Annotated in this window: 21 protein-coding genes; 9 read left to right on the top strand and 12 right to left on the bottom strand. The window is 72.4% G+C overall.

Features of this window, described 5'->3' with window-relative positions:
* Both dut and KYY02_RS30965 read right to left on the bottom strand, forming a co-directional pair.
* Positions 1-546 carry a dUTP diphosphatase gene (gene dut / locus KYY02_RS30970; protein ID WP_030826318.1) on the bottom strand — a complete coding sequence of 182 codons (546 nt, stop codon included), beginning with the start codon at positions 544-546 and terminating at the stop codon, positions 1-3.
* Complete coding sequence (locus tag KYY02_RS30965; RefSeq protein WP_371243829.1) at positions 543-1,127, bottom strand: PaaI family thioesterase; 585 nt, start codon at positions 1,125-1,127, stop codon at positions 543-545. The genes dut and KYY02_RS30965 overlap by 4 nt, the downstream gene beginning before the upstream one ends.
* A 58-nt stretch (positions 1,128-1,185) precedes the next feature.
* Between KYY02_RS30965 and KYY02_RS30960 the strand changes: the two genes are divergently transcribed.
* Complete coding sequence (locus KYY02_RS30960) at positions 1,186-1,656, top strand: DUF3093 domain-containing protein (protein WP_371243827.1); 471 nt, start codon at positions 1,186-1,188, stop codon at positions 1,654-1,656.
* 281 nt (positions 1,657-1,937) lie between these two features.
* Here KYY02_RS30960 and KYY02_RS30955 read toward each other — a convergent pair whose 3' ends face one another.
* From KYY02_RS30955 to KYY02_RS30940, 4 genes are all read right to left on the bottom strand, one after another.
* On the bottom strand, positions 1,938-2,882 hold the full coding sequence (locus KYY02_RS30955) for a hypothetical protein (RefSeq protein ID WP_371243825.1): 945 nt from the start codon (positions 2,880-2,882) through the stop codon (positions 1,938-1,940).
* Positions 2,883-2,895: 13 nt separating this feature from the next.
* On the bottom strand, positions 2,896-3,192 hold the full coding sequence (locus KYY02_RS30950) for a DUF4193 domain-containing protein (protein WP_003993510.1): 297 nt from the start codon (positions 3,190-3,192) through the stop codon (positions 2,896-2,898).
* 392 nt (positions 3,193-3,584) lie between these two features.
* Positions 3,585-4,832: a sensor histidine kinase gene (locus KYY02_RS30945; RefSeq protein WP_371243823.1), complete on the bottom strand. Its 1,248-nt coding sequence runs from the start codon at positions 4,830-4,832 to the stop codon at positions 3,585-3,587.
* Between the two features lie 6 nt (positions 4,833-4,838).
* On the bottom strand, positions 4,839-5,492 hold the full coding sequence (locus tag KYY02_RS30940; RefSeq protein ID WP_007387794.1) for a response regulator transcription factor: 654 nt from the start codon (positions 5,490-5,492) through the stop codon (positions 4,839-4,841).
* A 448-nt stretch (positions 5,493-5,940) separates the two neighbouring features.
* On the opposite strand from KYY02_RS30940, the gene KYY02_RS30935 reads away from it, so the two are divergent.
* Positions 5,941-6,114 (top strand): hypothetical protein, encoded by a 174-nt coding sequence (locus KYY02_RS30935; RefSeq protein ID WP_167748545.1) that lies wholly within the window; start codon positions 5,941-5,943, stop codon positions 6,112-6,114.
* Positions 6,115-6,465: 351 nt separating this feature from the next.
* Here KYY02_RS30935 and KYY02_RS30930 read toward each other — a convergent pair whose 3' ends face one another.
* On the bottom strand, positions 6,466-7,281 hold the full coding sequence (locus KYY02_RS30930) for an inositol monophosphatase family protein (protein WP_371243819.1): 816 nt from the start codon (positions 7,279-7,281) through the stop codon (positions 6,466-6,468).
* 8 nt (positions 7,282-7,289) lie between these two features.
* Entirely contained in the window at positions 7,290-8,417 is a 1,128-nt protein-coding gene (locus tag KYY02_RS30925) for a ferrochelatase (protein WP_371243817.1), read from the bottom strand.
* A gap of 148 nt (positions 8,418-8,565) precedes the next feature.
* Here KYY02_RS30925 and KYY02_RS30920 point away from each other — a divergent pair, with 148 nt between their 5' ends.
* The 3 genes from KYY02_RS30920 (at position 8,566) to sepH (ending at position 12,433) form a co-directional block, all read left to right on the top strand.
* Positions 8,566-9,804 carry an MFS transporter gene (locus KYY02_RS30920; RefSeq protein ID WP_371243815.1) on the top strand — a complete coding sequence of 413 codons (1,239 nt, stop codon included), beginning with the start codon at positions 8,566-8,568 and terminating at the stop codon, positions 9,802-9,804.
* Positions 9,764-11,083 carry a D-arabinono-1,4-lactone oxidase gene (locus tag KYY02_RS30915; RefSeq protein ID WP_371243813.1) on the top strand — a complete coding sequence of 440 codons (1,320 nt, stop codon included), beginning with the start codon at positions 9,764-9,766 and terminating at the stop codon, positions 11,081-11,083. The genes KYY02_RS30920 and KYY02_RS30915 overlap by 41 nt, the downstream gene beginning before the upstream one ends.
* Before the next feature lie 312 nt (positions 11,084-11,395).
* Positions 11,396-12,433 carry a septation protein SepH gene (sepH, locus tag KYY02_RS30910; protein ID WP_371243812.1) on the top strand — a complete coding sequence of 346 codons (1,038 nt, stop codon included), beginning with the start codon at positions 11,396-11,398 and terminating at the stop codon, positions 12,431-12,433.
* Positions 12,434-12,526: 93 nt separating this feature from the next.
* On the opposite strand, the gene KYY02_RS30905 is transcribed toward sepH, so the two are convergent.
* Positions 12,527-13,378 carry a sulfurtransferase gene (locus KYY02_RS30905; protein ID WP_371243810.1) on the bottom strand — a complete coding sequence of 284 codons (852 nt, stop codon included), beginning with the start codon at positions 13,376-13,378 and terminating at the stop codon, positions 12,527-12,529.
* A gap of 319 nt (positions 13,379-13,697) precedes the next feature.
* Between KYY02_RS30905 and KYY02_RS30900 the strand changes: the two genes are divergently transcribed.
* Positions 13,698-14,501 carry a VOC family protein gene (locus tag KYY02_RS30900; RefSeq protein WP_371243808.1) on the top strand — a complete coding sequence of 268 codons (804 nt, stop codon included), beginning with the start codon at positions 13,698-13,700 and terminating at the stop codon, positions 14,499-14,501.
* Between the two features lie 33 nt (positions 14,502-14,534).
* On the opposite strand, the gene KYY02_RS30895 is transcribed toward KYY02_RS30900, so the two are convergent.
* Together KYY02_RS30895 and KYY02_RS30890 are read right to left on the bottom strand one after the other, a co-directional pair.
* On the bottom strand, positions 14,535-16,700 hold the full coding sequence (locus KYY02_RS30895) for a tetratricopeptide repeat protein (protein WP_371243806.1): 2,166 nt from the start codon (positions 16,698-16,700) through the stop codon (positions 14,535-14,537).
* Complete coding sequence (locus KYY02_RS30890; RefSeq protein ID WP_371243804.1) at positions 16,697-17,107, bottom strand: hypothetical protein; 411 nt, start codon at positions 17,105-17,107, stop codon at positions 16,697-16,699. The genes KYY02_RS30895 and KYY02_RS30890 overlap by 4 nt, the downstream gene beginning before the upstream one ends.
* Before the next feature lie 232 nt (positions 17,108-17,339).
* Here KYY02_RS30890 and KYY02_RS30885 point away from each other — a divergent pair, with 232 nt between their 5' ends.
* Positions 17,340-17,609: a hypothetical protein gene (locus KYY02_RS30885; RefSeq protein WP_371243802.1), complete on the top strand. Its 270-nt coding sequence runs from the start codon at positions 17,340-17,342 to the stop codon at positions 17,607-17,609.
* Entirely contained in the window at positions 17,602-18,213 is a 612-nt protein-coding gene (locus KYY02_RS30880; RefSeq protein WP_371243800.1) for a DUF6879 family protein, read from the top strand. Before KYY02_RS30885 ends, KYY02_RS30880 begins: the two co-directional genes overlap by 8 nt.
* 19 nt (positions 18,214-18,232) lie before the next feature.
* Here the strand turns inward: KYY02_RS30880 and KYY02_RS30875 are convergent, their stop codons facing one another.
* A complete protein-coding gene (locus KYY02_RS30875; RefSeq protein ID WP_371243798.1) occupies positions 18,233-18,580 on the bottom strand; it encodes a hypothetical protein in 348 nt (115 codons plus the stop codon).
* A gap of 207 nt (positions 18,581-18,787) precedes the next feature.
* Between KYY02_RS30875 and KYY02_RS30870 the strand changes: the two genes are divergently transcribed.
* Positions 18,788-19,690, top strand: a 903-nt coding sequence (locus KYY02_RS30870; protein WP_371243796.1) for a helix-turn-helix domain-containing protein, incomplete at its 3' end; no start/stop codon positions are given.

Here is a 19,690-nt window from a genome sequence, read left to right as displayed (position 1 = left end):
TCACTGTCCTTCCCGGTCGGATACGACCGAAGCGTATCGATTCCCACCCGCTGTACCGCCCACGGCGGCCTGAACGCTTGTGCCGCTCTTGCCTTCCACCGCGGCGTGGCCGCCGGTGGACCCGAAGCCCCCCTCGGCCCGGGCCGAGGGGGGAAGCTCCGCGACCGACACGAAGCGGACCCTCTCGACCTGCTGGACGACCAGTTGTGCAATCCGGTCGAAGCGCTCGAACCGCACGGTCTCGCGCGGGTCGAGATTCACCACGATCACCTTGATCTCCCCACGGTACCCGGCATCGACCGTCCCCGGGGCATTCACCAGGGCGACGCCGCAGCGGGCGGCGAGACCGGATCGCGGGTGCACGAAGGCCGCGTACCCGTCGGGCAGCGCCACAGACACCCCCGTGGGCAGTACGGCCCGTTCGCCGGGAGCCAGTTCGCGGGCCTCGGTGGTCCGCAGGTCGGCTCCCGCGTCCCCCGGGTGCTCGTACGCCGGGAGCGGTACGTCGGGGTCGACGCGCCGGATCAGCACCTCGAGCGCGCTCACGGGTTCACCTCGAAGGCGCGGGCGCGGCGGACCTGGTCGGGGTCCTCCATGGCGGCCCGGATCTCCTCCTCGCGGCCGTGGTCGACGAAGTGGTCGACCTTGACCTCGATGAACAGGGCGTCGGCGCGGACCGCGACCGGCCCGTCGGGGCCGCCGATGCGTCCGGTGGCGGTGCAGTAGATCTTCCGCCCGGCCACCGCCGTCACCTCGGCCTCCAGGTGCAGCACGGTGCCGACCGGCACGGGCCGGACGAAGTCGGTCTCCAGCCTGCCGGTCACCGCGATCGTGCGCAGCAACCAGTTGAGCGAGCCGAGCGTCTCGTCCAGGGCGGTGGCGAGCACCCCGCCGTGCGCGAGCCCCGGGGCGCCCTGGTGGGCGGGCTGCACGGTGAACTCGGCGGTGATCGACACGCCTTCGCCGGCGCGGGCCTCCAGATGCAGTCCGTGGGGCTGTTCGCCGCCACAGCCGAAGCACTGGCCGTAGTGCGCGCCCAGGAGCTCGCCGGGTGCGGGGGCGTCCGGATGGCGTACCGGGGCCACGGCGCCGTCCGGGGGCTGAAGAGCTGCGGAATTACCACTCACAGCCGCAGACCTTACCCGCGCGCGGGTCCCGGACCGACACCGTGCCAAGCTTGGATTCATGCAGCTCTCCGCCGCCTCGTACGAAGAACGCCTCACCGCCCCCCGCTCCTGGTGGCTGATCTCCTTCCTGGCGGGGGTCTCGCTGGCGCTGATCCTGTTGCCGTTCGGCACGCTGCCGATGCTGGGCGGCCTGGCCGGCGGCACCGCCGCGGCGGCCGTCGTGGCCAGTTCGTACGGCTCGGCGCGCATCCGGGTCGTGGGCGGCCACCTGCTCGCGGGCGAGGCGAGGATCCCGGTGTCGGCGCTGGGCGAGGCGGAGGTCCTGGACGCCGACCAGGCCCGGGCCTGGCGCACCCACAGGGCCGATCCGCGCTGTTTCATGCTGCTGCGGGCGTACATCCCCGGCGCGCTGCGCGTGGACGTCACCGATCCGGCGGACCCGACTCCCTACGTCTTCCTGTCGACGCGGGAACCGGAACGGCTGGCTCGGGCGCTGCGGGCGGCGAAGGACGCGGCGGACGCCGCCTGAGGCCTGTCCGGCGGACCGAGCCGGAGGAAACCGGCGACGGCTCCGAGGCGCGGGCGGGCGCGGCCCGGTGCGTGCGGCTGCACGGCGGAGAAGGGTGTCGGACGCGACGGAAATCCCCCGCTCGGGCGCGGTCGGGCGCGGTCAGGCATGGGGAGTCGGCAACGACCGGCGTCGACGCCGCGAAGGTGCGCGGCCGGGCCCCGCGCCTGCGGTGTGATCCCGCCGGACAGGCCCTGACGGCGGTACGGGAAACACGGCGGGCGGGGTGCCGCCCGGGGGCTTCACGGGGCCCGGTGCCCGTCGTCCTTCCCCGGGTGGCCGCCGAGCTCCTTGAGGGCGTCCTCGGGGAGGGCGTCCTCGGGGCGCTCCAGAGCGGGGAGGGCCGGCAGCGCGTCCCAGGGCACCTGGATTCTTCGCAGGTCGTCCCGGATACGTGCGGCGAGCTTTCTGGTGTCCCTGCGGTTCATGGCGGCGCCCACGGCGGCTCCCACCAGGAACGGCATCAGGTTCGGCAGGTTGCGGACCATGCGCTTCATGATCCGCTGGCGCAGTTCGCGCTTCATGCGGCTGTTCAGCGCCGCGTGCACGGTCGAGGGCCTGGTCGCCTCGATCCCGCGCTCCTGCGACCAGGAATTGAGGTACACGGTGCTGCGCTGGGCAAGGGTGCCGGCCGGCCGTACGCCGTAGACCTCGTGGAGTTCTGCGATCAGCTTCAGTTCGATCACGGCGACGCCGGTGATCTCGGCGGCCAGCTCCGCCGGCATCGCGGGCGGCACGGGCATCATGGCCGCCGCGCCGACTCCGGCGCCGACCGTCGCCGTGGCCTTCGCCGCGCCCGTCACGAGCTTGTCCGCGAGTTCCTCGGGGCCGAGGCCGGGGAACTGCCGGCGCAACGTCCCGAGGTCGCGCACGGGCACCCGCGGGGTGACCTCGATGATCCGGTCCGCGAGGTGCGCCAGTCCCGCGCGGGCGCGGGCGCCGCCCCTGCGGGCGCCTTCCAGGGCCTTCCCACGGACCACGGCGGCCCGTCGGCGCGCCACGGGCGCGGTGACCTCCGAGGACTCCGGGAGGTCACCCCGGCCGGCTGCCGCTTCGAGCGGGGCCGCCCCGGTACCGGTCGAGCCCCGCTCTTGGTCACGCGTGTCGTGCTGCGGGCCCGCCTGGGGCCCCGGGTCCGCTCCTCTCGTGAAGAAGCGGCGCTTCCGCGGAGGGGTCGAGCCAGTCACGGCCGACCCCGCCTCAGTCGCAGTCGCGGCAGATCGGCTGGCCGTTCTTCTCGCGGGCCAGCTGGCTGCGGTGGTGGACCAGGAAGCAGCTCATGCAGGTGAACTCGTCCTGCTGCTTCGGCAGGACCCGGACGGCCAGCTCCTCGTTCGAGAGGTCCGCTCCGGGCAGTTCCAGGCCCTCGGCGGCCTCGAACTCGTCGACGTCCACGGCCGAGGCCGACTTGTCGTTCCGCCGGGCCTTCAGTTCTTCGAGGCTGTCCGAGTCGACGTCGTCGTCGGTCTTGCGTGGAGTGTCGTAGTCGGTTGCCATGTCACTCTCCCCCTCTGGGTGTATGCGGTGTCTCCAGCGCACGTAACGCGGGAGAGGCCGGACTTGTGCCCGACCCGAGGCGGAGATTTTGCCTCACATCAAGGTCTGTTACTCAATCGACACCCAACCGGACCCCTCACGAGTGGTCGGCCGGGATGGCGAGGGGGACCGTACACGGTCCGAACGCTGCGCTCCAAAGGCGCCTCACCGTGTACTTCCCGTGATCAGGCCTCCTGAAAACCGGGACTTTCCCGGCTTTCCCGGGGATGCGCGATCACGGAGAGTGGAGGGCCCGGGAATCACGTCTGTGATCGATCACACATGGGGTTACCGGAGAGACGCCCCGTAAATTCCGCCCAAAGCGAACGCCCCCTCGTGTCGGCGGCATCATTTCAGATCGGCAGGGTGACGCGCATCACGAGACCGCCCCCTTCCCGAGGCCGTGCGTAGATGTGCCCGCCGTGCGCCCGGGCGACCGACCGCACGATGGACAGACCGAGTCCGACGCCCTTGTCGCTGCCCGTGCGCTCGGTGCGCAGCCGCCGGAACGGCTCGAAGAGGTTGTCGATCTCGTACGCGGGTACCACCGGGCCCGTGTTCGACACCACCAGGACCGCCTGGCCGTGCTGCACCTCGGTGGTGACCTCGACCCAGCCCTCCTCGGGCACGTTGTACCGCACGGCGTTCTGCACCAGGTTCAGCGCGATCCGCTCCAGCAGCACACCGTTGCCCTGGACGACCGCGGGCCGGCGCGCGCCGCGGATCTCCACGCCCTTGGCCTCCGCCTCGCCGTGCACCTGGTCGATCGCCTGGGCGGCCACCTCGGCGAGGTCCACGGGTTTGCGCTCGACGATCTGGTTGTCGCTGCGGGCGAGCAGCAGCAGGCCCTCCACGAGCTGTTCACTGCGCTCGTTGGTGGACAGCAGCGTCTTGCCCAGCTGCTGGAGCTCCACCGGGGCGTGGGGATCGGAGAGGTGCACCTCCAGCAGGGTGCGGTTGATCGCCAGCGGGGTGCGCAGCTCGTGCGAGGCGTTGCCCACGAAGCGCTGCTGCGCGGTGAACGCCCGCTGGAGCCGTTCCAGCATGTCGTCGAAGGTGTCGGCCAGCTCCTTCAGCTCGTCGTCCGGGCCGTCCAGCTCGATCCGGCGGGACAGGTCCGAGCCGGCCACCGCACGGGCGGTGCGGGTGATCCGGCCCAGCGGCGACAGGACACGGCCGGCCATGGCGTAGCCGAAGGCGAAGGCGATGACGGCGAGGCCCAGCAGGGCCAGCAGGGAGCGGCTGAGCAGGTTGTCCAGGGCCACCTGGCGTTGGTGGTCGATGCATTCGCTGATCCGGGCGTTGAACTCGGACAGCTCCAGGTTGCCGTTGGCGATGCCCGGACAGTCGTTGCTGGAGATCCTCAGACCGTCGAAGTCGACGATCTTGAACAAGGGCTGGCTGCCGGTGCGCAGGGCCTGGGCGGCGAGCAGGTAGATGATCGACAGCAGCAGGATGCCGGCGATCAGGAACATGCCGCCGTACAGCAGCGTGAGGCGTATGCGGATGGTGGGACGCAGCCACGGGAAGGGCTGGTCGCCCTTCCTCGGGTCCCAGGTGGGCTTGGGGGGCGCCGTGGGGGGCGCGGGTGCGGCGGCCATCGGTCATCAGATCCGGTATCCGGAGCCGGGCACGGTCACGATGACCGGCGGCTCCCCCAGTTTGCGGCGCAGGGTCATCACGGTCACCCGCACCACGTTGGTGAACGGGTCCGTGTTCTCGTCCCAGGCCTTCTCCAGCAGCTGCTCCGCGGAGACGACCGCGCCCTCGCTGCGCATGAGCACCTCCAGGACGGCGAACTCCTTCGGCGCGAGCTGCACCTCCTTGCCGTCGCGGAAGACCTCGCGGCGGTTGGGGTCGAGCTTGATCCCGGCACGCTCCAGGACGGGCGGCAGCGGCACGCTCGTACGCCGCCCGAGGGCGCGCACGCGTGCGATGAGCTCGCTGAACGCGAAGGGCTTGGGCAGGTAGTCGTCGGCGCCGATCTCCAGGCCCTCGACGCGGTCGCTGACGTCGCCGGACGCCGTGAGCATCAGCACGCGCGTGGGCATGCCGAGCTCGACGATCCTGCGGCAGACGTCGTCGCCGTGCACGAGCGGGAGGTCGCGGTCGAGGACGACCACGTCGTAGTCGTTGACGCCGATGCGTTCCAGGGCCGCCGCACCGTCGTACACGACGTCGACGGCCATGGCCTCCCGGCGCAGTCCGGTGGCCACCGCATCGGCGAGCAGTTGCTCGTCCTCGACGACGAGTACGCGCACGTCGCTTGTCCTTCCTCATGTCCCGCCCTCGGTTCGGACAGCGCCTCAGGGCGCACTCGGGCAGGGGTGCGGGTGGGTGTGTTGGCCTCCATCCTGCCCTTTTCTGCCGTAAGTCGGCTGTAAGGCAGGCGAGGGGACGGTGTCGGGCGGGCACGGGCCCGGGGAACGTCACGGCGAACGGGGCGGGAACACGAGATTTTCCCGCGCGGGGAGGTTTCCCCGGAAGGGAGCCTGGGGAGGACGGGTCTTACATCCCGCGATCACGCTCTGCACGTACCGCGCCACCACGCGGTGCGCATCAGTCCGCTTCCGCAGGGCGGGCGTGGATGTCCGGCACCGTCGCCGCCCGGCCGGGCGGCGCTGGGCATCCGCTCCGGACGTGATCGTCCCTTCCGAACGGCACACCCCCGTGCCATCGACCCACCGACCCAGGACGAGGGGGCGCAGCATGGACGCATTCACCGCAGGACTTCTGCAGCGCATAAAGGCGACCGAGTCCGATCTGTCGCGGGCCCGCGACGACGGCGACGACTTCCTCGTCGACGTGGAGCAGGGCGAACTCGACGATCTGCGCCGCCTCGCCGCCGAGCACGGCGTGGAGGTCGGCGCGTACAGCGTCTGATCGGCTCGCAACGGAACGGGCCCCGGCGAATCCAGCGCCGGGGCCCGTGCCTGTCCGTCCGCTCGCCTTCGGGGCGCCTCGGCCGGTGGCGGGAGCGCGACCGTGCCCGGCCCTCCGGGACTCCGCGCGTTCACGCTCCCGCCACCGGCGCGCCCCTACGGCTCTGTCGCGGCCGGCGCATCGGGGCAGTGGGCGGTGGGAGCCCTTTCCCCTCCTCTCCCCGCGGGGGGCACCGGGCCCCGGCCGGACGTCACCCCCACCGGGGCCTGCCGAGGGACGACATGTGGGCGGGCGGCACGCCGGCCCGCGGGTTCGGGTCGCAAAACCCATGGGGTGATCTCCGGCGGCCCGTCAGTCGTGCCAGGCGCCGTAGTCCTCCAGGAGTCGCTGGAGGGGCTCGAAGACGCCCGGGCTCGCGGCGACCGTGAGGTCCCACGAGGGGCGGTCCCCGGGACGGCCGCCGGTGCGCGCGCCCGCCTCGCGGGCGATCAGGTCACCGGCCGCCAGGTCCCAGGGGTGCAGCCCGCGCTCGTAGTAGCCGTCGAGGCGCCCCGCGGCGAGGTCGCACAGGTCGATCGCGGCCGATCCGCCGCGCCGGATGTCCCGCAGCAGGGGGATCAGCCGCCGCGCCACGTCGGCCTGGTGGGTGCGGACCTCGGCGACGTAGTTGAACCCGGTCGACACCAGGGCCTGGTCCAGGGGCGGCGAGGGACGGCAGGTCAGGCGCCGCTCGCCCGCCCAGGCGCCGGTGGCCCAGGCGCCGCCGCCGCGCACCGCGTGGTACGCCTCGCCGCGCATGGGGGCCACGACCGCCCCGGCCACGGTCTCGCCGTCCTGCTCGGCGGCGATGGAGACGGCCCAGGTGGGCAGGCCGTACAGGTAGTTGACCGTGCCGTCGAGCGGGTCGATCACCCAGCGGACGCCGCTGGTGCCCTCGGTGGAGGCGCCCTCCTCGCCGAGGAAGCCGTCCTGCGGGCGGCGCTCGGCGATCAGCGTGGTGATCAGCTTCTCGGCCGCGATGTCCATCTCGGTGACGACGTCGATCGGGCTGGACTTGGTCGCGGCGACCGTGAGGTCGGCCGGGCGGCCGTCCCGCAGCAGCTCGCCCGCGCGGCGGGCCGCCTCCCGGGCGAGCTCCAGCAGTTCCGCGTGCAGGGGGTCGGTCACGGCGCTCCTCATGCGTAGGGGCTGTCGGCGCCCGCGGCGGCGGGGCGCGGGGTGCGGGCCGGGCAGCAGCCCACCGGGCAGAGGTTGTGGCTCGCGCCGAGCGCGCCCAGGGCGCACGGCGCGACGCCCTGCCCGCGTTCGACGGCGGCGCGTTCCACGATCAGTTCGCGGATCGCGGCGGCGAACCGCGGGTCGGCGCCGACGGTCGCCGAGCGGCGCACCGGAAGGCCCAGCTCCCCCGCCTTGGCGGTGGCCTCGGTGTCGAGGTCGTAGACGACCTCCATGTGGTCGGAGACGAAACCGATGGGGGCCATGACCACGGCCGGCGCCCCGGCCTCGTGCCGCTCCTCGAGGTGGTCGCAGATGTCGGGCTCCAGCCAGGGGACGTGCGGGGCGCCGGAGCGGGACTGGTAGACGAGCTGCCAGGGGCGGTCGACCCCGGTGCGCTCGCGGACGGCGTCGGCGATCAGCCGGGCCACGTCCAGGTGCTGCCGGACGTACGCGCCGCCGTCGCCGTGCTCCTCCGCCGGGCCGGAGGCGTCGGCGGCGGAGGTGGGGATCGAGTGGGTGCAGAAGGCGATGTGCGCGCCGTCCCGGACGTCCTCGGGGAGGTCGGCGAGCGACCGCAGGACCCCGTCGATCATGGGCTCGACGAAGCCGGGGTGGTTGAAGTAGTGCCGCAGCTTGTCGACCCTCGGCAGTTCCAGCCCCTCCTGCTCCAGGGTCGCGAGGGCGTCGGCGAGGTTCTCCCGGTACTGGCGGCAGCCGGAGTACGAGGCGTAGGCGCTGGTGGCCAGGACGAGGATGCGGCGGCGGCCGTCGCGGACCATCTCGCGCAGGGTGTCGGTGAGGTAGGGCGCCCAGTTGCGGTTGCCCCAGTAGACCGGCAGGTCCAGGCCGTGGTCGGCGAAGTCCCCCCGCAACGCGTCCAGCAGGGCGCGGTTCTGGTCGTTGATGGGACTGACCCCGCCGTAGAGGAAGTAGTGCTGCCCGACCTCCTTGAGGCGTTCCTTGGGGATGCCGCGCCCGCGTGTCACGTTCTCCAGGAACGGGACCACGTCGTCCGGGCCTTCGGGACCACCGAAAGAGAGCAGGAGCAGGGCGTCGTAAGGACTGGCATCGAGCACGTCAGACATGTCTCGATCCTGCCACCCGCCGCTGACGGGCGGGGCGGGAAGGGGGTGTCACCAGCCGTGACGCGGCGTTCCCGGGGTGTATTAGGGTGACCTGACCAGTAAGCTGTACCGACTGCGGTCACGCCTTACTGAACCCTTCGGAGACCCCGTGCCCAGCCCCTACCGCGCCCTGTTCGCCGCCCCCGGCAGCAAGGCCTTCTCCGCCGCGGGGTTCCTCGGCCGGATGCCGCTGTCCATGATGGGCATCGGCGTCGTGACGATGATCTCCCAGCTCACCGGGAGGTACGGGCTGGCCGGCGCGCTGTCGGCGACCATCGCGCTGGCCGCCGCCGTGGCGGGCCCGCAGGTCTCGCGCCTGGTGGACCAGTACGGGCAGCGGCGGGTGCTGCGCCCCGCGACGCTGGTCTCGCTCACCGCGGCGGCGGTGCTGCTGTTCGCCGCGCACTACGCGTGGCCGGACTGGGTGCTGTTCGTCGCGTGCGTCGGCATCGGCTGCGTGCCGAGCGTCGGCTCGATGGTCAGGGCCCGCTGGGCCGCCCTGTACCGGGGCACCTCGAAGCTGCACACCGCGTACTCGTTCGAGTCCGTGGTGGACGAGATGTGCTTCGTCTTCGGGCCGATCATCTCCATCGGGCTGTCCACGGCCTGGTTCCCCGAGGCCGGCCCGCTGCTCGCGGCCTGCTTCCTGGCGGTCGGCGTCTTCTGGCTGACCGCACAGCGCGCCACCGAGCCCGAGCCGCACCCGCGCGAGCACACGGGCGGCGGCTCGGCGCTGCGCGCCCCGGGCCTCCAGGTGCTGGTCGCGACGTTCGTGGCGACGGGGACCATCTTCGGCGCCGTGGACGTGGTCACCGTGGCGTTCGCCGAGGAGGAGGGGCACAAGGCCGCCGCGAGCGTGGTGCTCGCCGTGTACGCGCTGGGCTCCTGCGTGGCGGGCGTCGTGTTCGGGCTGCTGCACTTCGCGGGGGCGCCGGAACGCCGTTGGCTGCTGGGCGTGTGCGCCATGGCCGTGAGTATGATCCCACTCCTACTGGTCGGGAACCTGCCGTTTCTGGCCGTGGCGCTGTTCGCTGCGGGTCTGTCCATCGCTCCGACGATGATCACGACGATGTCCCTCATCGAAGAGCACGTACCACGCGCGCAGCTCACCGAGGGCATGACCTGGGTGAGCACCGGGCTCGCGGTCGGGATCGCCACCGGTTCCTCCGCGGCCGGCTGGGTGATCGACGCGGCCGGGGCGCGTGCCGGGTACGGGGTTCCGGCGCTGGCCGGGGCCGTCGCGGTCGTGGTGGGTTTCCTCGGGTACCGCCGGCTCAAGCGGCCGGTTCCGGGTCGGGGAGGCTCCGTTGGGCAGCACAGCGAGCGCGAGGAACGGCACATGGCGTAACTGGGGCGGCAACGTCTCCGTCCGTCCCGCGCGGGAGACCACGCCCGCCTCCGTCGACGAACTGGCCGCCGCCGTGCGCCGGGCCGCCGAGGACGGCATGCCGGTGAAGGCGGTCGGCACCGGGCACTCCTTCACCTCCATAGCCGCCACCGACGGCCTGCTGATCCGCCCTCACCTGCTGACGGGCATACGGCACATCGACCGCGCCGCCGGCACGGTCGCCGTGGAGGCCGGCACCCCGCTCAGACGACTGAACCTGGCCCTCGCGCGGGAGGGCCTGTCGCTGACCAACATGGGCGACGTCATGGAACAGACGGTCGCCGGGGCCACCGGTACGGGCACCCACGGCACGGGCCGCGACTCGGCCTCCGTCGCCGCCCAGATCCGGGGCCTGGAACTGGTCACCGCCGACGGTTCGGTGCTCACCTGCTCCGAGCGGGAGAACCCGGACGTCTTCGCGGCCGCCCGGATCGGACTCGGCGCCCTCGGCGTCGTCACCGCGATCACCCTCGCCGTGGAGCCGCTCTTCCTGCTCACGGCCCGTGAGGAGCCGATGTCCTTCGACCGGGTCTGCGCCGACTTCGACCAGCTGCACGCCGAGAACGAGCACTTCGAGTTCTACTGGTTCCCGCACACCGGCAACACCACCACCAAGCGCAACAACCGCAGCGCGGGACCGGAGCGGCCGGTGCCGCGGCTCAAGGGCTGGTTCGAGGACGAGTTCCTCTCCAACGGGGTGTTCGAGGCGGTCAACCGGGTCGGCCGCGCGGTGCCCGTGAGCATTCCGGCCATCGCACGGATCTCCAGCAGGGCGCTCTCCGCACGGACCTACACCGACATCCCGTACAAGGTGTTCACCTCGCCGCGCCGGGTGCGCTTCGTGGAGATGGAGTACGCCGTCCCGCGCGAGGCCCTGGTGGAGACGCTGCGGGAGCTGAGGGCGATGGTCGACCGCTCGCCGCTGCGGATCAGTTTCCCCGTGGAGGTGCGCACCGCGCCGGCCGACGACATCACGCTGTCCACCGCGTTCGGCCGGGACAGCGCCTACATCGCCGTCCACATGTTCAAGGGGACCCCCTATCAGGGGTACTTCACCGCGGCCGAGCGCATCTTCACCGCGCACGGGGGGCGGCCTCACTGGGGGAAGATCCACACGCGGGACGCGGAGTACCTCTCCCGGGTGTACCCGCGCTTCGAGGAGTTCACGGCGCTCCGGGACCGGCTCGACCCGGAACGCCGCTTCCGGAACGACTACTTGCGGAGGGTCCTGGGGTCGTAGAGGATTCGTTGCACGGCGTGGCAATCCACGCAGGTGGCCCAAATGGAGTACTGTTGCCAGCCCTGGGGCCGGTCTCCCGTCAGGGTGCCCGGACCTCGAGGACCGCCGGGAGGGGACTAGGTGCACCGGGTGAGGCAGTTGGTCACTTAGCGTTGCGAACAGGTAACCGTGCCATAACGGCGATGCAGGGCCCGCGCCCGACACGCCGGGCAACTCGGCAAGGTTGTGGCAGGCTGCACCCGGGCAGGCCACACTCGACTAGCGGAAGCAGCGACGCACGTGACGTCGGCAGGCACCACCCGGGAGGTCCCCATGCCGGAACTGCGTGTCGTGGCCGTCTCGAATGACGGCACACGGCTGGTGCTGAAGGCTGCGGACAGCACGGAGTACACGCTTCCGATCGATGAACGGCTCCGCGCCGCCGTGCGCGGCGACCGTCCCCGCCTCGGCCAGATCGAGATCGAGGTGGAGAGCCACCTCCGCCCCCGCGACATCCAGGCGCGCATAAGGGCCGGCGCGACCGCGGAGGAGGTCGCCCAGATGGCCGGCATCCCCGTGGACCGCGTACGCCGCTTCGAGGGCCCCGTCCTCGCCGAGCGCGCGTTCATGGCCGAGCGTGCCCGCAAGACCCCGGTCCGCCGCCCCGGCGAGAACTCCGGTCCCCCGCTCGGTGAGGCGGTGCAGGAGCGGCTGCTGCTGCGCGGCGCCGAGAAGGACACCGTCCAGTGGGACTCCTGGCGCCGCGACGACGGCACCTGGGAGGTGCTGCTGGTCTACCGGGTCGCGGGCGAGCCGCACTCGGCGAGCTGGACGTACGACCCGCCCCGGAGGCTCGTCCAGGCCGTCGACGACGAGGCGCGCTCGCTGATCGGGGAGTCCGACGACCTCGCCGCGCCCGAACCCAGCTCCCCGTTCGTGCCGCGCATCGCCCGGCTGCCGCGGGACCGCCCCGGGGACCGCGAGCGGCCGGGTCTGCCCGCGCAGGCGTCGGAGCCCGACGAGGAGTCCCTGACGGCCACGGCGTCGGGTGAACGGGACTCGCTGACCAGCCTGCTGGAGGCGGTGCCGAGCTTCCGGGGCGACCTGGTGGTGCCGGAGCGCACGTCCGAGCCCGCTTCCGAGGAACCGGACCCCGAGCCCGAGGTGGAGGAGCCGCCGGCTCCCGCGGCCTCGGCCGGGTCCGCGTACGCGGACGTCCTCATGCCGCGTTCCGTCAGCAGCCACCGGGACCGGCTCACCGGCTCGACCGACCGTCAGGCCGAGGCGGACGGCGTCCGTCCGGGCCGCCGCGCGGCGGTGCCGAGCTGGGACGAGATCGTGTTCGGGACGCGCCGGAAGAAGCAGGAGTAGCTCCTTCGGGCGGTCCGCGCCTGCAGCCGGTTGACGTGACGTGAGGGGCGCCCGCCGTGCGGCGAGCGCCCCTTCGTGTGCTTCGGGGCCGGTCTACTGCGGGTCCGGCCCCACCGCGACCGGTCGCCCGGGATCGGACGACCACTCCGACCAGGAGCCGACGTACAGCGCCGCCGGGATGCCCGCGACCGCCAGCGCCAGCACCTCGTGCGCGGCGGAGACGCCCGAGCCGCAGTACACGCCGACCGGTGAACCCTGCGCCACGCCCAGCTTTTTGAAGCGTGCGCCCAGTTCACCGGCGGGCAGGAAACGGCCGTCGGCGCCGACGTTCTCCGTCGTGGGCGCCGAGACCGCGCCGGGGATGTGCCCGCCCACCCGGTCGATCGGCTCCACCTCGCCCCGGTACCTCTCCCCCGCGCGGGCGTCCAGCAGCACCCCCGAACGCGCCAGCGCCGCCGCGCCGTCGGCGTCGAGCAGCCCGGCCGCCCCCGGCACCGGCACGAAGTCCCCCTCGGCCGGCTGCGGCACCGACGTCTCCAACGGGCCCTTCCAGGACGGCAACCCGCCGTCCAGGACCCGCACGTCCGGGTGACCCGTCCAGCGCAGCAGCCACCACGCGCGGGCGGCGCCCCAGCCCGTGCCCCCGTCGTACACGACCACCGGCGCGGCGGACGACACGCCCGCCCGCCGCATCGCGGCGCCGAACACCTCGAGGTCCGGCAGCGGATGGCGTCCCCGTTCGCCCGGCGCGGACGCCAGCTCCTCGTCGAGGTCGACGAAGACGGCGCCCGGGAGGTGCCCGGCCCGGTACGCGGCCCGTCCGTCGAACGGCGGCTCACCGGCCGCCTTCGCCGTGCCGAGCTGCCAGCGGACGTCGAGCAGCACCGGCGGGTGGGCGCCCGCCGACGCGCTCGCGAGTTCGGATGCGGAGATGATGGCGTTCATGGCCACCATCCTCGCGCACGGGGTGGCCGATTCGTCCGCGTCCGGCTACTCTGCTCGGCCGAGCAATCATGGTCACCGAGCGTGCCCAACCGGGCACATGCTGTACAGGCGATCGACACCCGTCGGCGAGCGCGCCGCGGCGGGCGAGGGCCCGCGCATCGGGCATCCTCCGGGAACCAGGCCCGCGCGGGGCGTGCACCGGCACGGACCGCGGCCGGTCCCCGGTCGGCACGGGGACCACCCGGCGGATCGCACACGATGCGATCCGCCGGGCCGGGGAGAGCACGGCCACCACGCGGCGGCCGAGGAGAGAGTGACGATGACCGACGCACGGGGGAACGCCCGCCCGAACGGCGGGGCGCCCGCTCGGCACACACCCGGCACGCCCTGCTGGGTGAGTCTGACGGCGCACGGCCTGGAGGCGACCGAGGAGTTCTACGGGGGGCTGTTCGGCTGGGAGTTCCGTCCCGGCCCCCGGCAGCTCGGCCCGTACGTGCGGGCCCTGCTCGACGGGCACGAGGTGGCCGGCGTCGGCGTGCTGCCGCCGGACCGTGACCTGCCGGTCGCCTGGACGCCCTACTTCGCCTCGGACGACGTGGACCGGACGGCGGACGCGATGCGGTCGTGCGGCGGCACCGTCGGGGTGGGCCCGCTGGACGCCGCCGACGCCGGCCGGCTGGTGATCGGCTCCGACCCGAGCGGCGCCGTCTTCGGCGTCCGGCAGGCGGCCGCGAGCCCGGGCACCGCCGTCACCGGGGTGCCCGGCACGCCCGCCTGGAACGAACTGACGACCTTCGAGGCGTCCGGCGTCGCCAAGTTCTACACGGCCGTGTTCGGTTACGACGAGAAGCCGGCGGCCTCCGCCGGCCCCGACCGCGTCACCCTGCGCCTGAACGGCCGCCCGGTGGCCGGCGTCCACGGCGCGGGCAGGGCCCTTCTCCGGGGCCGGGGCCCGCACTGGACGACGTACTTCACGGTGACCGACACCGCCGACGCGGTGGGCCGGGTCCTCCGCCTGGGCGGCCGGGTCCTCGCACCGCCCCACGACGGTGACCACGGCCGCGTCACCCTGGTGGCGGACCCGCAGGGGGCACGGCTGGCGCTGCTGCAGGGCCCGCGCTGACGCTCGCCGCGCGGCGCGTCGGGCGACTCCGCGTCAGCCCGCTCCGGGCGGACGCCACTGCCCGGATGTGAACTCGTCGAGGAGCCGTCGGCCGGCGACGGTGAACGGATGGCCGGCTCCCAGGCCGCGTTCCCGCCTGGCGACGACATCCGTCATGATGCCGACCGCCGTCTCCACGTCGCCCTGCGCGGCCCGGGTCCGGGACAGGAGCTGCTGCGCCGAGAGCGCGATCGGGTGGTCGGGGCCGAAGCGCCGCCGGTACGCCCCGGTGACGAGCCGGATCTCCTGGTCGGCCTCGTCGAAACGGCCCAGCAGGTACAGCGCCCAGGCGTGGTTGTGGTGAGCGCCCAGCGTCACCGTGTGGTCGGGACCGAGGCACCGTACGCACTCCGCGGGCAGGGAGAGCAGCGCGCCGTCCTCTTCGGCGGCCAGCTCGGACGCGGAGAGCAGGACCAGCAGGCTGGAACGGGAGCGCAACGTCAGCGGGTGGGCGGGGCCCAGCGCCCTTCGCCTGCCGGTGACCGTGGAGCGGAGGAGCGAGACGGCCTCGTCACGGTGTCCGAGGTTCCCCAGTACGAGCTGGAGGCCGTGGCGGGTGTCCAGAGTGTCGGGGTCGTCGGTCCCGAACAGCCGTTCCTGGGCCGCGTGGACACCTCGGAGCAGCCGTTCGGCCTCGGTGTACCCGCCCAGCCGGAAGAGCGCCCGTCCGACCCGGGACCGGGCGGCGAGGACGAGACGGTGCTCCGCGCCGAGCCGTTCTCCGCCGAGGTCCGCGGCGGCCCGCGCGGTCTCCCGGGCGGACAGGTAGTCTCCCGTGCGGTGCAGGGCGGTGGACAGTCTGGTCGACACGGCCAGTGCGTCGGCCGATGCCTGCGGGTCCTCGGCACGCCGCAGCAGGGCGAGGCCGTGCGGCACCAGCAACCGAAGCCGTGGATCGTACGGACCGGCGTCGGGCACACCCGGCACGGCCGCGTCGAGCAGTCGGACCGCTGTGGCGTGGAGCGCCGAAGCCGTGTCCGCCGGGGTCGCCGCGACGACGCTGTCGAGCAGCACCGCGTGGCTCTGCACGCACCGCTCACCGACATCGACCAGCTCGGTCAGCGACTGGTCGAGCAGTGCTCTCAGGGCCGTCTCGCAACGGGCACGTGGCAGGGCACCACTGATCTCGGCGCAGTTGAGCAGGGACAGCGGCAGCGGCTCAGGAGCGAAACGCGACAGGAGCCTCAACAGCGCGGTCGCCTCGGGCAGGCCGCGGGCCTCGAAGGCGTCGAGCGTCAGTTGCCAGGTCAGGCCCACCAGATGACGTGGATCCTCCTCGGACAGGGCATCGGCCCCCCGGTCGATGAGCTCGACCCCTTCCCCTTCCTCCAGGCGGCGTCCGTAGGTCTCCATCGTCCAGGGGTCGAGCACTTGCTGGGAGAGGAAGCCGCCCGCCAGCGTGAGGGCGAGCGGCAGCCGGCCGAGCCGGTCCGCGATCCGGGCCGCCTCCTGCTGGGTGCCGCTGTGCGGGGCGAGGTCCCGCAGTACCCGCGCGGCGTCCTCCCGTGGCAGTACGCCGATGTGCTGCAACTCCGCCCCCGGCCACCAGCGGGCGGCCGGCCTGCGGGTGGTCACCACGACCGTGCCCCGTGGGCTGGTGCGCAGCCAGCTGCCGTCCCGGAGGATCTCGGGGTGGTCGGCGTTGTCGAGCACCAGCAGCCAGGGCTCGGCGGAGCGGTCGAGACGCTGCCAGACCAGATCGGCGGCGGGACGGAGCCCGTTGCGGGCTGCCAGCAGTTCGGCGTCGCCCGCCCCTCGGTCGGCGGCCACGGCGAGCATGCCCGCACGCAGGCTCGCGCGGTCGGAGGCGCTGACCCACAGTCCCACCCTGCCGTACTCACCGGTGGCCAGCTGGAAGAACGTGTAGGCGACCGCGGTCTTGCCGCAGCCGCCCATGCCGTACAGCACGTAGACCTCGCCACCGTGCTCCTCCCGGACGCTCGCCCGCAGCCGGTCCAGCACCTCGGTGCGGTCGCGCAGGACGAGCGGGGGCCGGCCGACCGCCGGGCGGCGGACCGAGTCGGGGCCCTGGGACGCGGCCGCCCCGTCACCGGGCTCACCGTGTTCGCCGTAGTGGTGATGCTCGCTGATGTGCTGGTCGCCCGACGCCTGGTAGACCCGGCCGCGGTCCTCGGCGTGACCGCCCATCCCAGCCGTCATCGTGGTGCGTTGTGCTGGTCTCGTCCGGCCTGATAGATACGGGCGTGGCCGGACGCACTGGCGTGCTGGGCGACCGCCGGTCCGGCCGCGCCGCCCGGGTCGAGTTCTTCGAGCAGTCCGCGCAGTGCCGCGGCGGCCTCGGGCCGGGCGACGAGCAGCCGCCTCAGCCGCCCCTGCCATTCCGCGTGCAGTTCACCGAGTGTGTCCTGGTCGCCGGCCTCAGTGGCCGCCAGGGCGTCTTCGCGGGTGGCCGCCAATTCGGCGGCGACGACCTCGGCGCGGTGCGGCTGTGTCCGGCGCCACAGTCGGGTGACACCCTCCCGGGTGCGATTCCAGGCGTCGGTCGTCATCAATGTGACCAGTGTGACTCCCGCGCTCTGCGCGAGTAATGCCGTCTCCGGGTCCACAGTTCCCCCTGCCCGATACACTCGAATTTTCAGATTATACGCTACATAGCCCGCATCTGCCTTGCCATGACAAGGCACCCTCTCATGAGTGCCCATGGTCGCACCCCCGCGCCGGACGGGACAACGAGAGTACGGGCACGCCTTTCTCAGCGTGTCCACTTTTCGCACGGCCGAGCCGTTAAGTTCACTGCTAAAGTAGCGGGAATCCGATCCATCCGAGGGGGCGATGGCCATGCGCAGGCCATGGGAAGCGGATCCCGCCACGACGTTCAAGCGACGCCTGGGGAAATCACCGCAGGAACTGGGGCACACGACCGACAACCCCGACTGCCCCGACATCTGGGAGCTCGAGAACGGCGACATCGCTGTCATAGGCCGCGACCTCACGGAACCGCTCGGCGGGAGGCTGCCCGCCGGAGTCTCCGTCGGAGCGGACGAACGGATCGTGGTCGTCCCCAGGAACATGTTGATCGCAGCGAAACCGGACATCCCGAATGTTTGATTCCTTCCCGCACGGACCTTCGGAACGCATGGATCGCCCTACATACCATGCGGACTTCCGCCGTGTCTATGAGAGCGGAATTCGCCGCCTGAACAAGCTCGAACGGGGACAGAATTTCAAGGAGCGCGGTTTCGCCAGCTGGGAGGCCTTCGCCGCCGGGGAATGGGATCGCGCCTTGGCCCTCATCCAGGAGAAACGCGACGTCTACGCCCGGCAGTTCCACGCCGCCGCACAGCTGGGAATTCTGGAGCGCCGCCTTCGCGTCGTGGAGTTCCCGGTGACCCCGTACGTGCAATGGGAACTCTTCGTTCTGCGCCTGCGCGTGGAACTGGGCGACCGCATCAGGGTGCTCGACGCCCGCGACATCGCGGACATCGAGCAAGGCCGTCCGGTTCCCGAAGTGGTGATCCTCGGGGACGCCGCCCTGTACGAGGTGCTCTACGACGAGGAGGGGAACGCGGCGGGAGCGAACCGCTTCACCGACCGGGCGCTGATCCGGGAGACCTCGGCCGGCTTCGACGCGCTGTACGAGCGGGGGGACGACTTCCACGACTTCTTCGACAGGGAGATCGCCCCGCTCGCCCCGCCCGTGGTGGTCCGCTGAGGGCCGTCCGACACCGCCCTCAGCCCGTCGTCCCCAGGGCCGTACCGGCTTCGCCGCCCGCCCAGCCGTCGGTGGTGCGCCAGACGACCTCGACCGTGAAGACGTCACGGATGGAGCCGGCGGACCACGGTTCGGCAGGCGGTTCGCAGAGCACGAGGTAGAGACGGTCGGCCTTGCTCGGCAGGGTGTGGCCGACTTCCAGGAGCCGCGCCGCCCCTGCGCGGAGACCGGCGTGGGAGGTCCGGCCGGCGCCGAGGACCTCGTAGAGGTTCAGGCCCGTGTCGGTGACACAACCGACGTCGACGACCGCGGAGTTCTCGGGCTGCCGGTCCGCGCGCAGAAGCGCCGCCATCAGTTCGAACCGCACGGCTTCGTGCGTCGTGCAGGTGCGGTCGGCGGCGACGGCCGCTTCCAGGTGCCGGAGCAGGTCCGTGGCCTGATCCGCTGTCCGCGAGGTCGTGGTGGTCAGTTCCGCAGGGGGCGGCTGTACCCGTGTTGTACGCGCGTGTCGGAGCTGCGCGCCGTGACGGCGTCCCTTGCGGGGGCGTTGAGCGAGAGAAGGCGGTGGTTGGACATGGCGGAGCGCACGGGTGCGGAGGCCGGGACCGAGGCGGTCCCCGGGGATCGTGAGAACGGTGAGGGCAACGCCGGCGGCGCGGGTGCGGCGGTCGTGAGCCCCGGGGACGGGTGGGAGAACGACGGCGGGGCCGGGCGGTGGTCGGAGGGCGAGGCCGGGCGGGGCGTCGTGGTCGCGTTCGGGCAGACCATGAAGACACTGCGGGTGCGGGAGGGGCTGGAGCGCGAGGAGTTCGGGCGGCGGCTCGGGTACTCGGCGTCCACCATCGCCTCGTTCGAACAGGGGCGGAGGATCCCGACACCCCGGACGATCGAACGGGCGGATGAGGTGCTGGGGGCGGGCGGGTTGCTGCGCCTGTGGAAGGAGCAGGTGGAGCGGGCTCAGTATCCGGTGTTCTTCCAGGGGATGGCGGTGCTGGAGAAGAAGTGCCTTGAGCTGCTCATGTACGACACCCATGTCGTCAACGGGCTGCTCCAGACCGAGGAGTACATGAGGGCGCTGCTCGCGATGCGGCGTCCGCCCCTGGACTCGGAAACGGTTGAGCAGCGAGTGACTGCTCGGCTCGCCCGGCAGGACATCTTCGACCGCAAGTCGGCCCCGCTGTTGAGCTTCGTAGTGAACGAGGCGGTATTGCGGCACCGGTACGGCGGCACGGACGTGCTGCGGGGACAGTTGGAGCTCATTCTCCTCGCCGGTCAGAAGCAGAACGTCGAGATCCAGGTCATGCCGACCGAGTGCGAGGAGAACGCAGGCGTGAATGGACCGTTCACGGTTGTCACCAGGAAGGACGGCAAGAAGTTCGTCTACACAGAGACGCACACGACCAGCTCTCTTGAGGCCGACCCGGAACAGACGGCTCTCGCGGCTGCACGCTATGGGATCATCCGATCACAGGCTCTC

Origin of the sequence: Streptomyces pimonensis (genome assembly GCF_041380215.1) — a bacterium.
In the GTDB taxonomy this organism is placed as follows: Bacteria; Actinomycetota; Actinomycetes; order Streptomycetales; family Streptomycetaceae; genus Streptomyces; species Streptomyces pimonensis.
The sequence above is the reverse complement of the archived record's forward strand: the minus strand, read 5'-3'. Positions and strand labels throughout refer to the sequence as shown.

Coding starts and splice junctions, on each gene's coding strand:
- KYY02_RS30960 (WP_371243827.1), top strand. CDS start 1,186: ATGCAGCTCTCCGCCGCCTCGTACGAAGAACGCCTCACCGCCCCCCGC.
- KYY02_RS30950 (WP_003993510.1), bottom strand. CDS start 3,192: ATGGCAACCGACTACGACACTCCACGCAAGACCGACGACGACGTCGAC.
- KYY02_RS30945 (WP_371243823.1), bottom strand. CDS start 4,832: ATGGCCGCCGCACCCGCGCCCCCCACGGCGCCCCCCAAGCCCACCTGG.
- KYY02_RS30935 (WP_167748545.1), top strand. CDS start 5,941: ATGGACGCATTCACCGCAGGACTTCTGCAGCGCATAAAGGCGACCGAG.
- KYY02_RS30925 (WP_371243817.1), bottom strand. CDS start 8,417: ATGTCTGACGTGCTCGATGCCAGTCCTTACGACGCCCTGCTCCTGCTC.
- sepH (WP_371243812.1), top strand. CDS start 11,396: ATGCCGGAACTGCGTGTCGTGGCCGTCTCGAATGACGGCACACGGCTG.
- KYY02_RS30905 (WP_371243810.1), bottom strand. CDS start 13,378: ATGAACGCCATCATCTCCGCATCCGAACTCGCGAGCGCGTCGGCGGGC.
- KYY02_RS30900 (WP_371243808.1), top strand. CDS start 13,698: ATGACCGACGCACGGGGGAACGCCCGCCCGAACGGCGGGGCGCCCGCT.
- KYY02_RS30895 (WP_371243806.1), bottom strand. CDS start 16,700: ATGACGGCTGGGATGGGCGGTCACGCCGAGGACCGCGGCCGGGTCTAC.
- KYY02_RS30885 (WP_371243802.1), top strand. CDS start 17,340: ATGCGCAGGCCATGGGAAGCGGATCCCGCCACGACGTTCAAGCGACGC.
- KYY02_RS30880 (WP_371243800.1), top strand. CDS start 17,602: ATGTTTGATTCCTTCCCGCACGGACCTTCGGAACGCATGGATCGCCCT.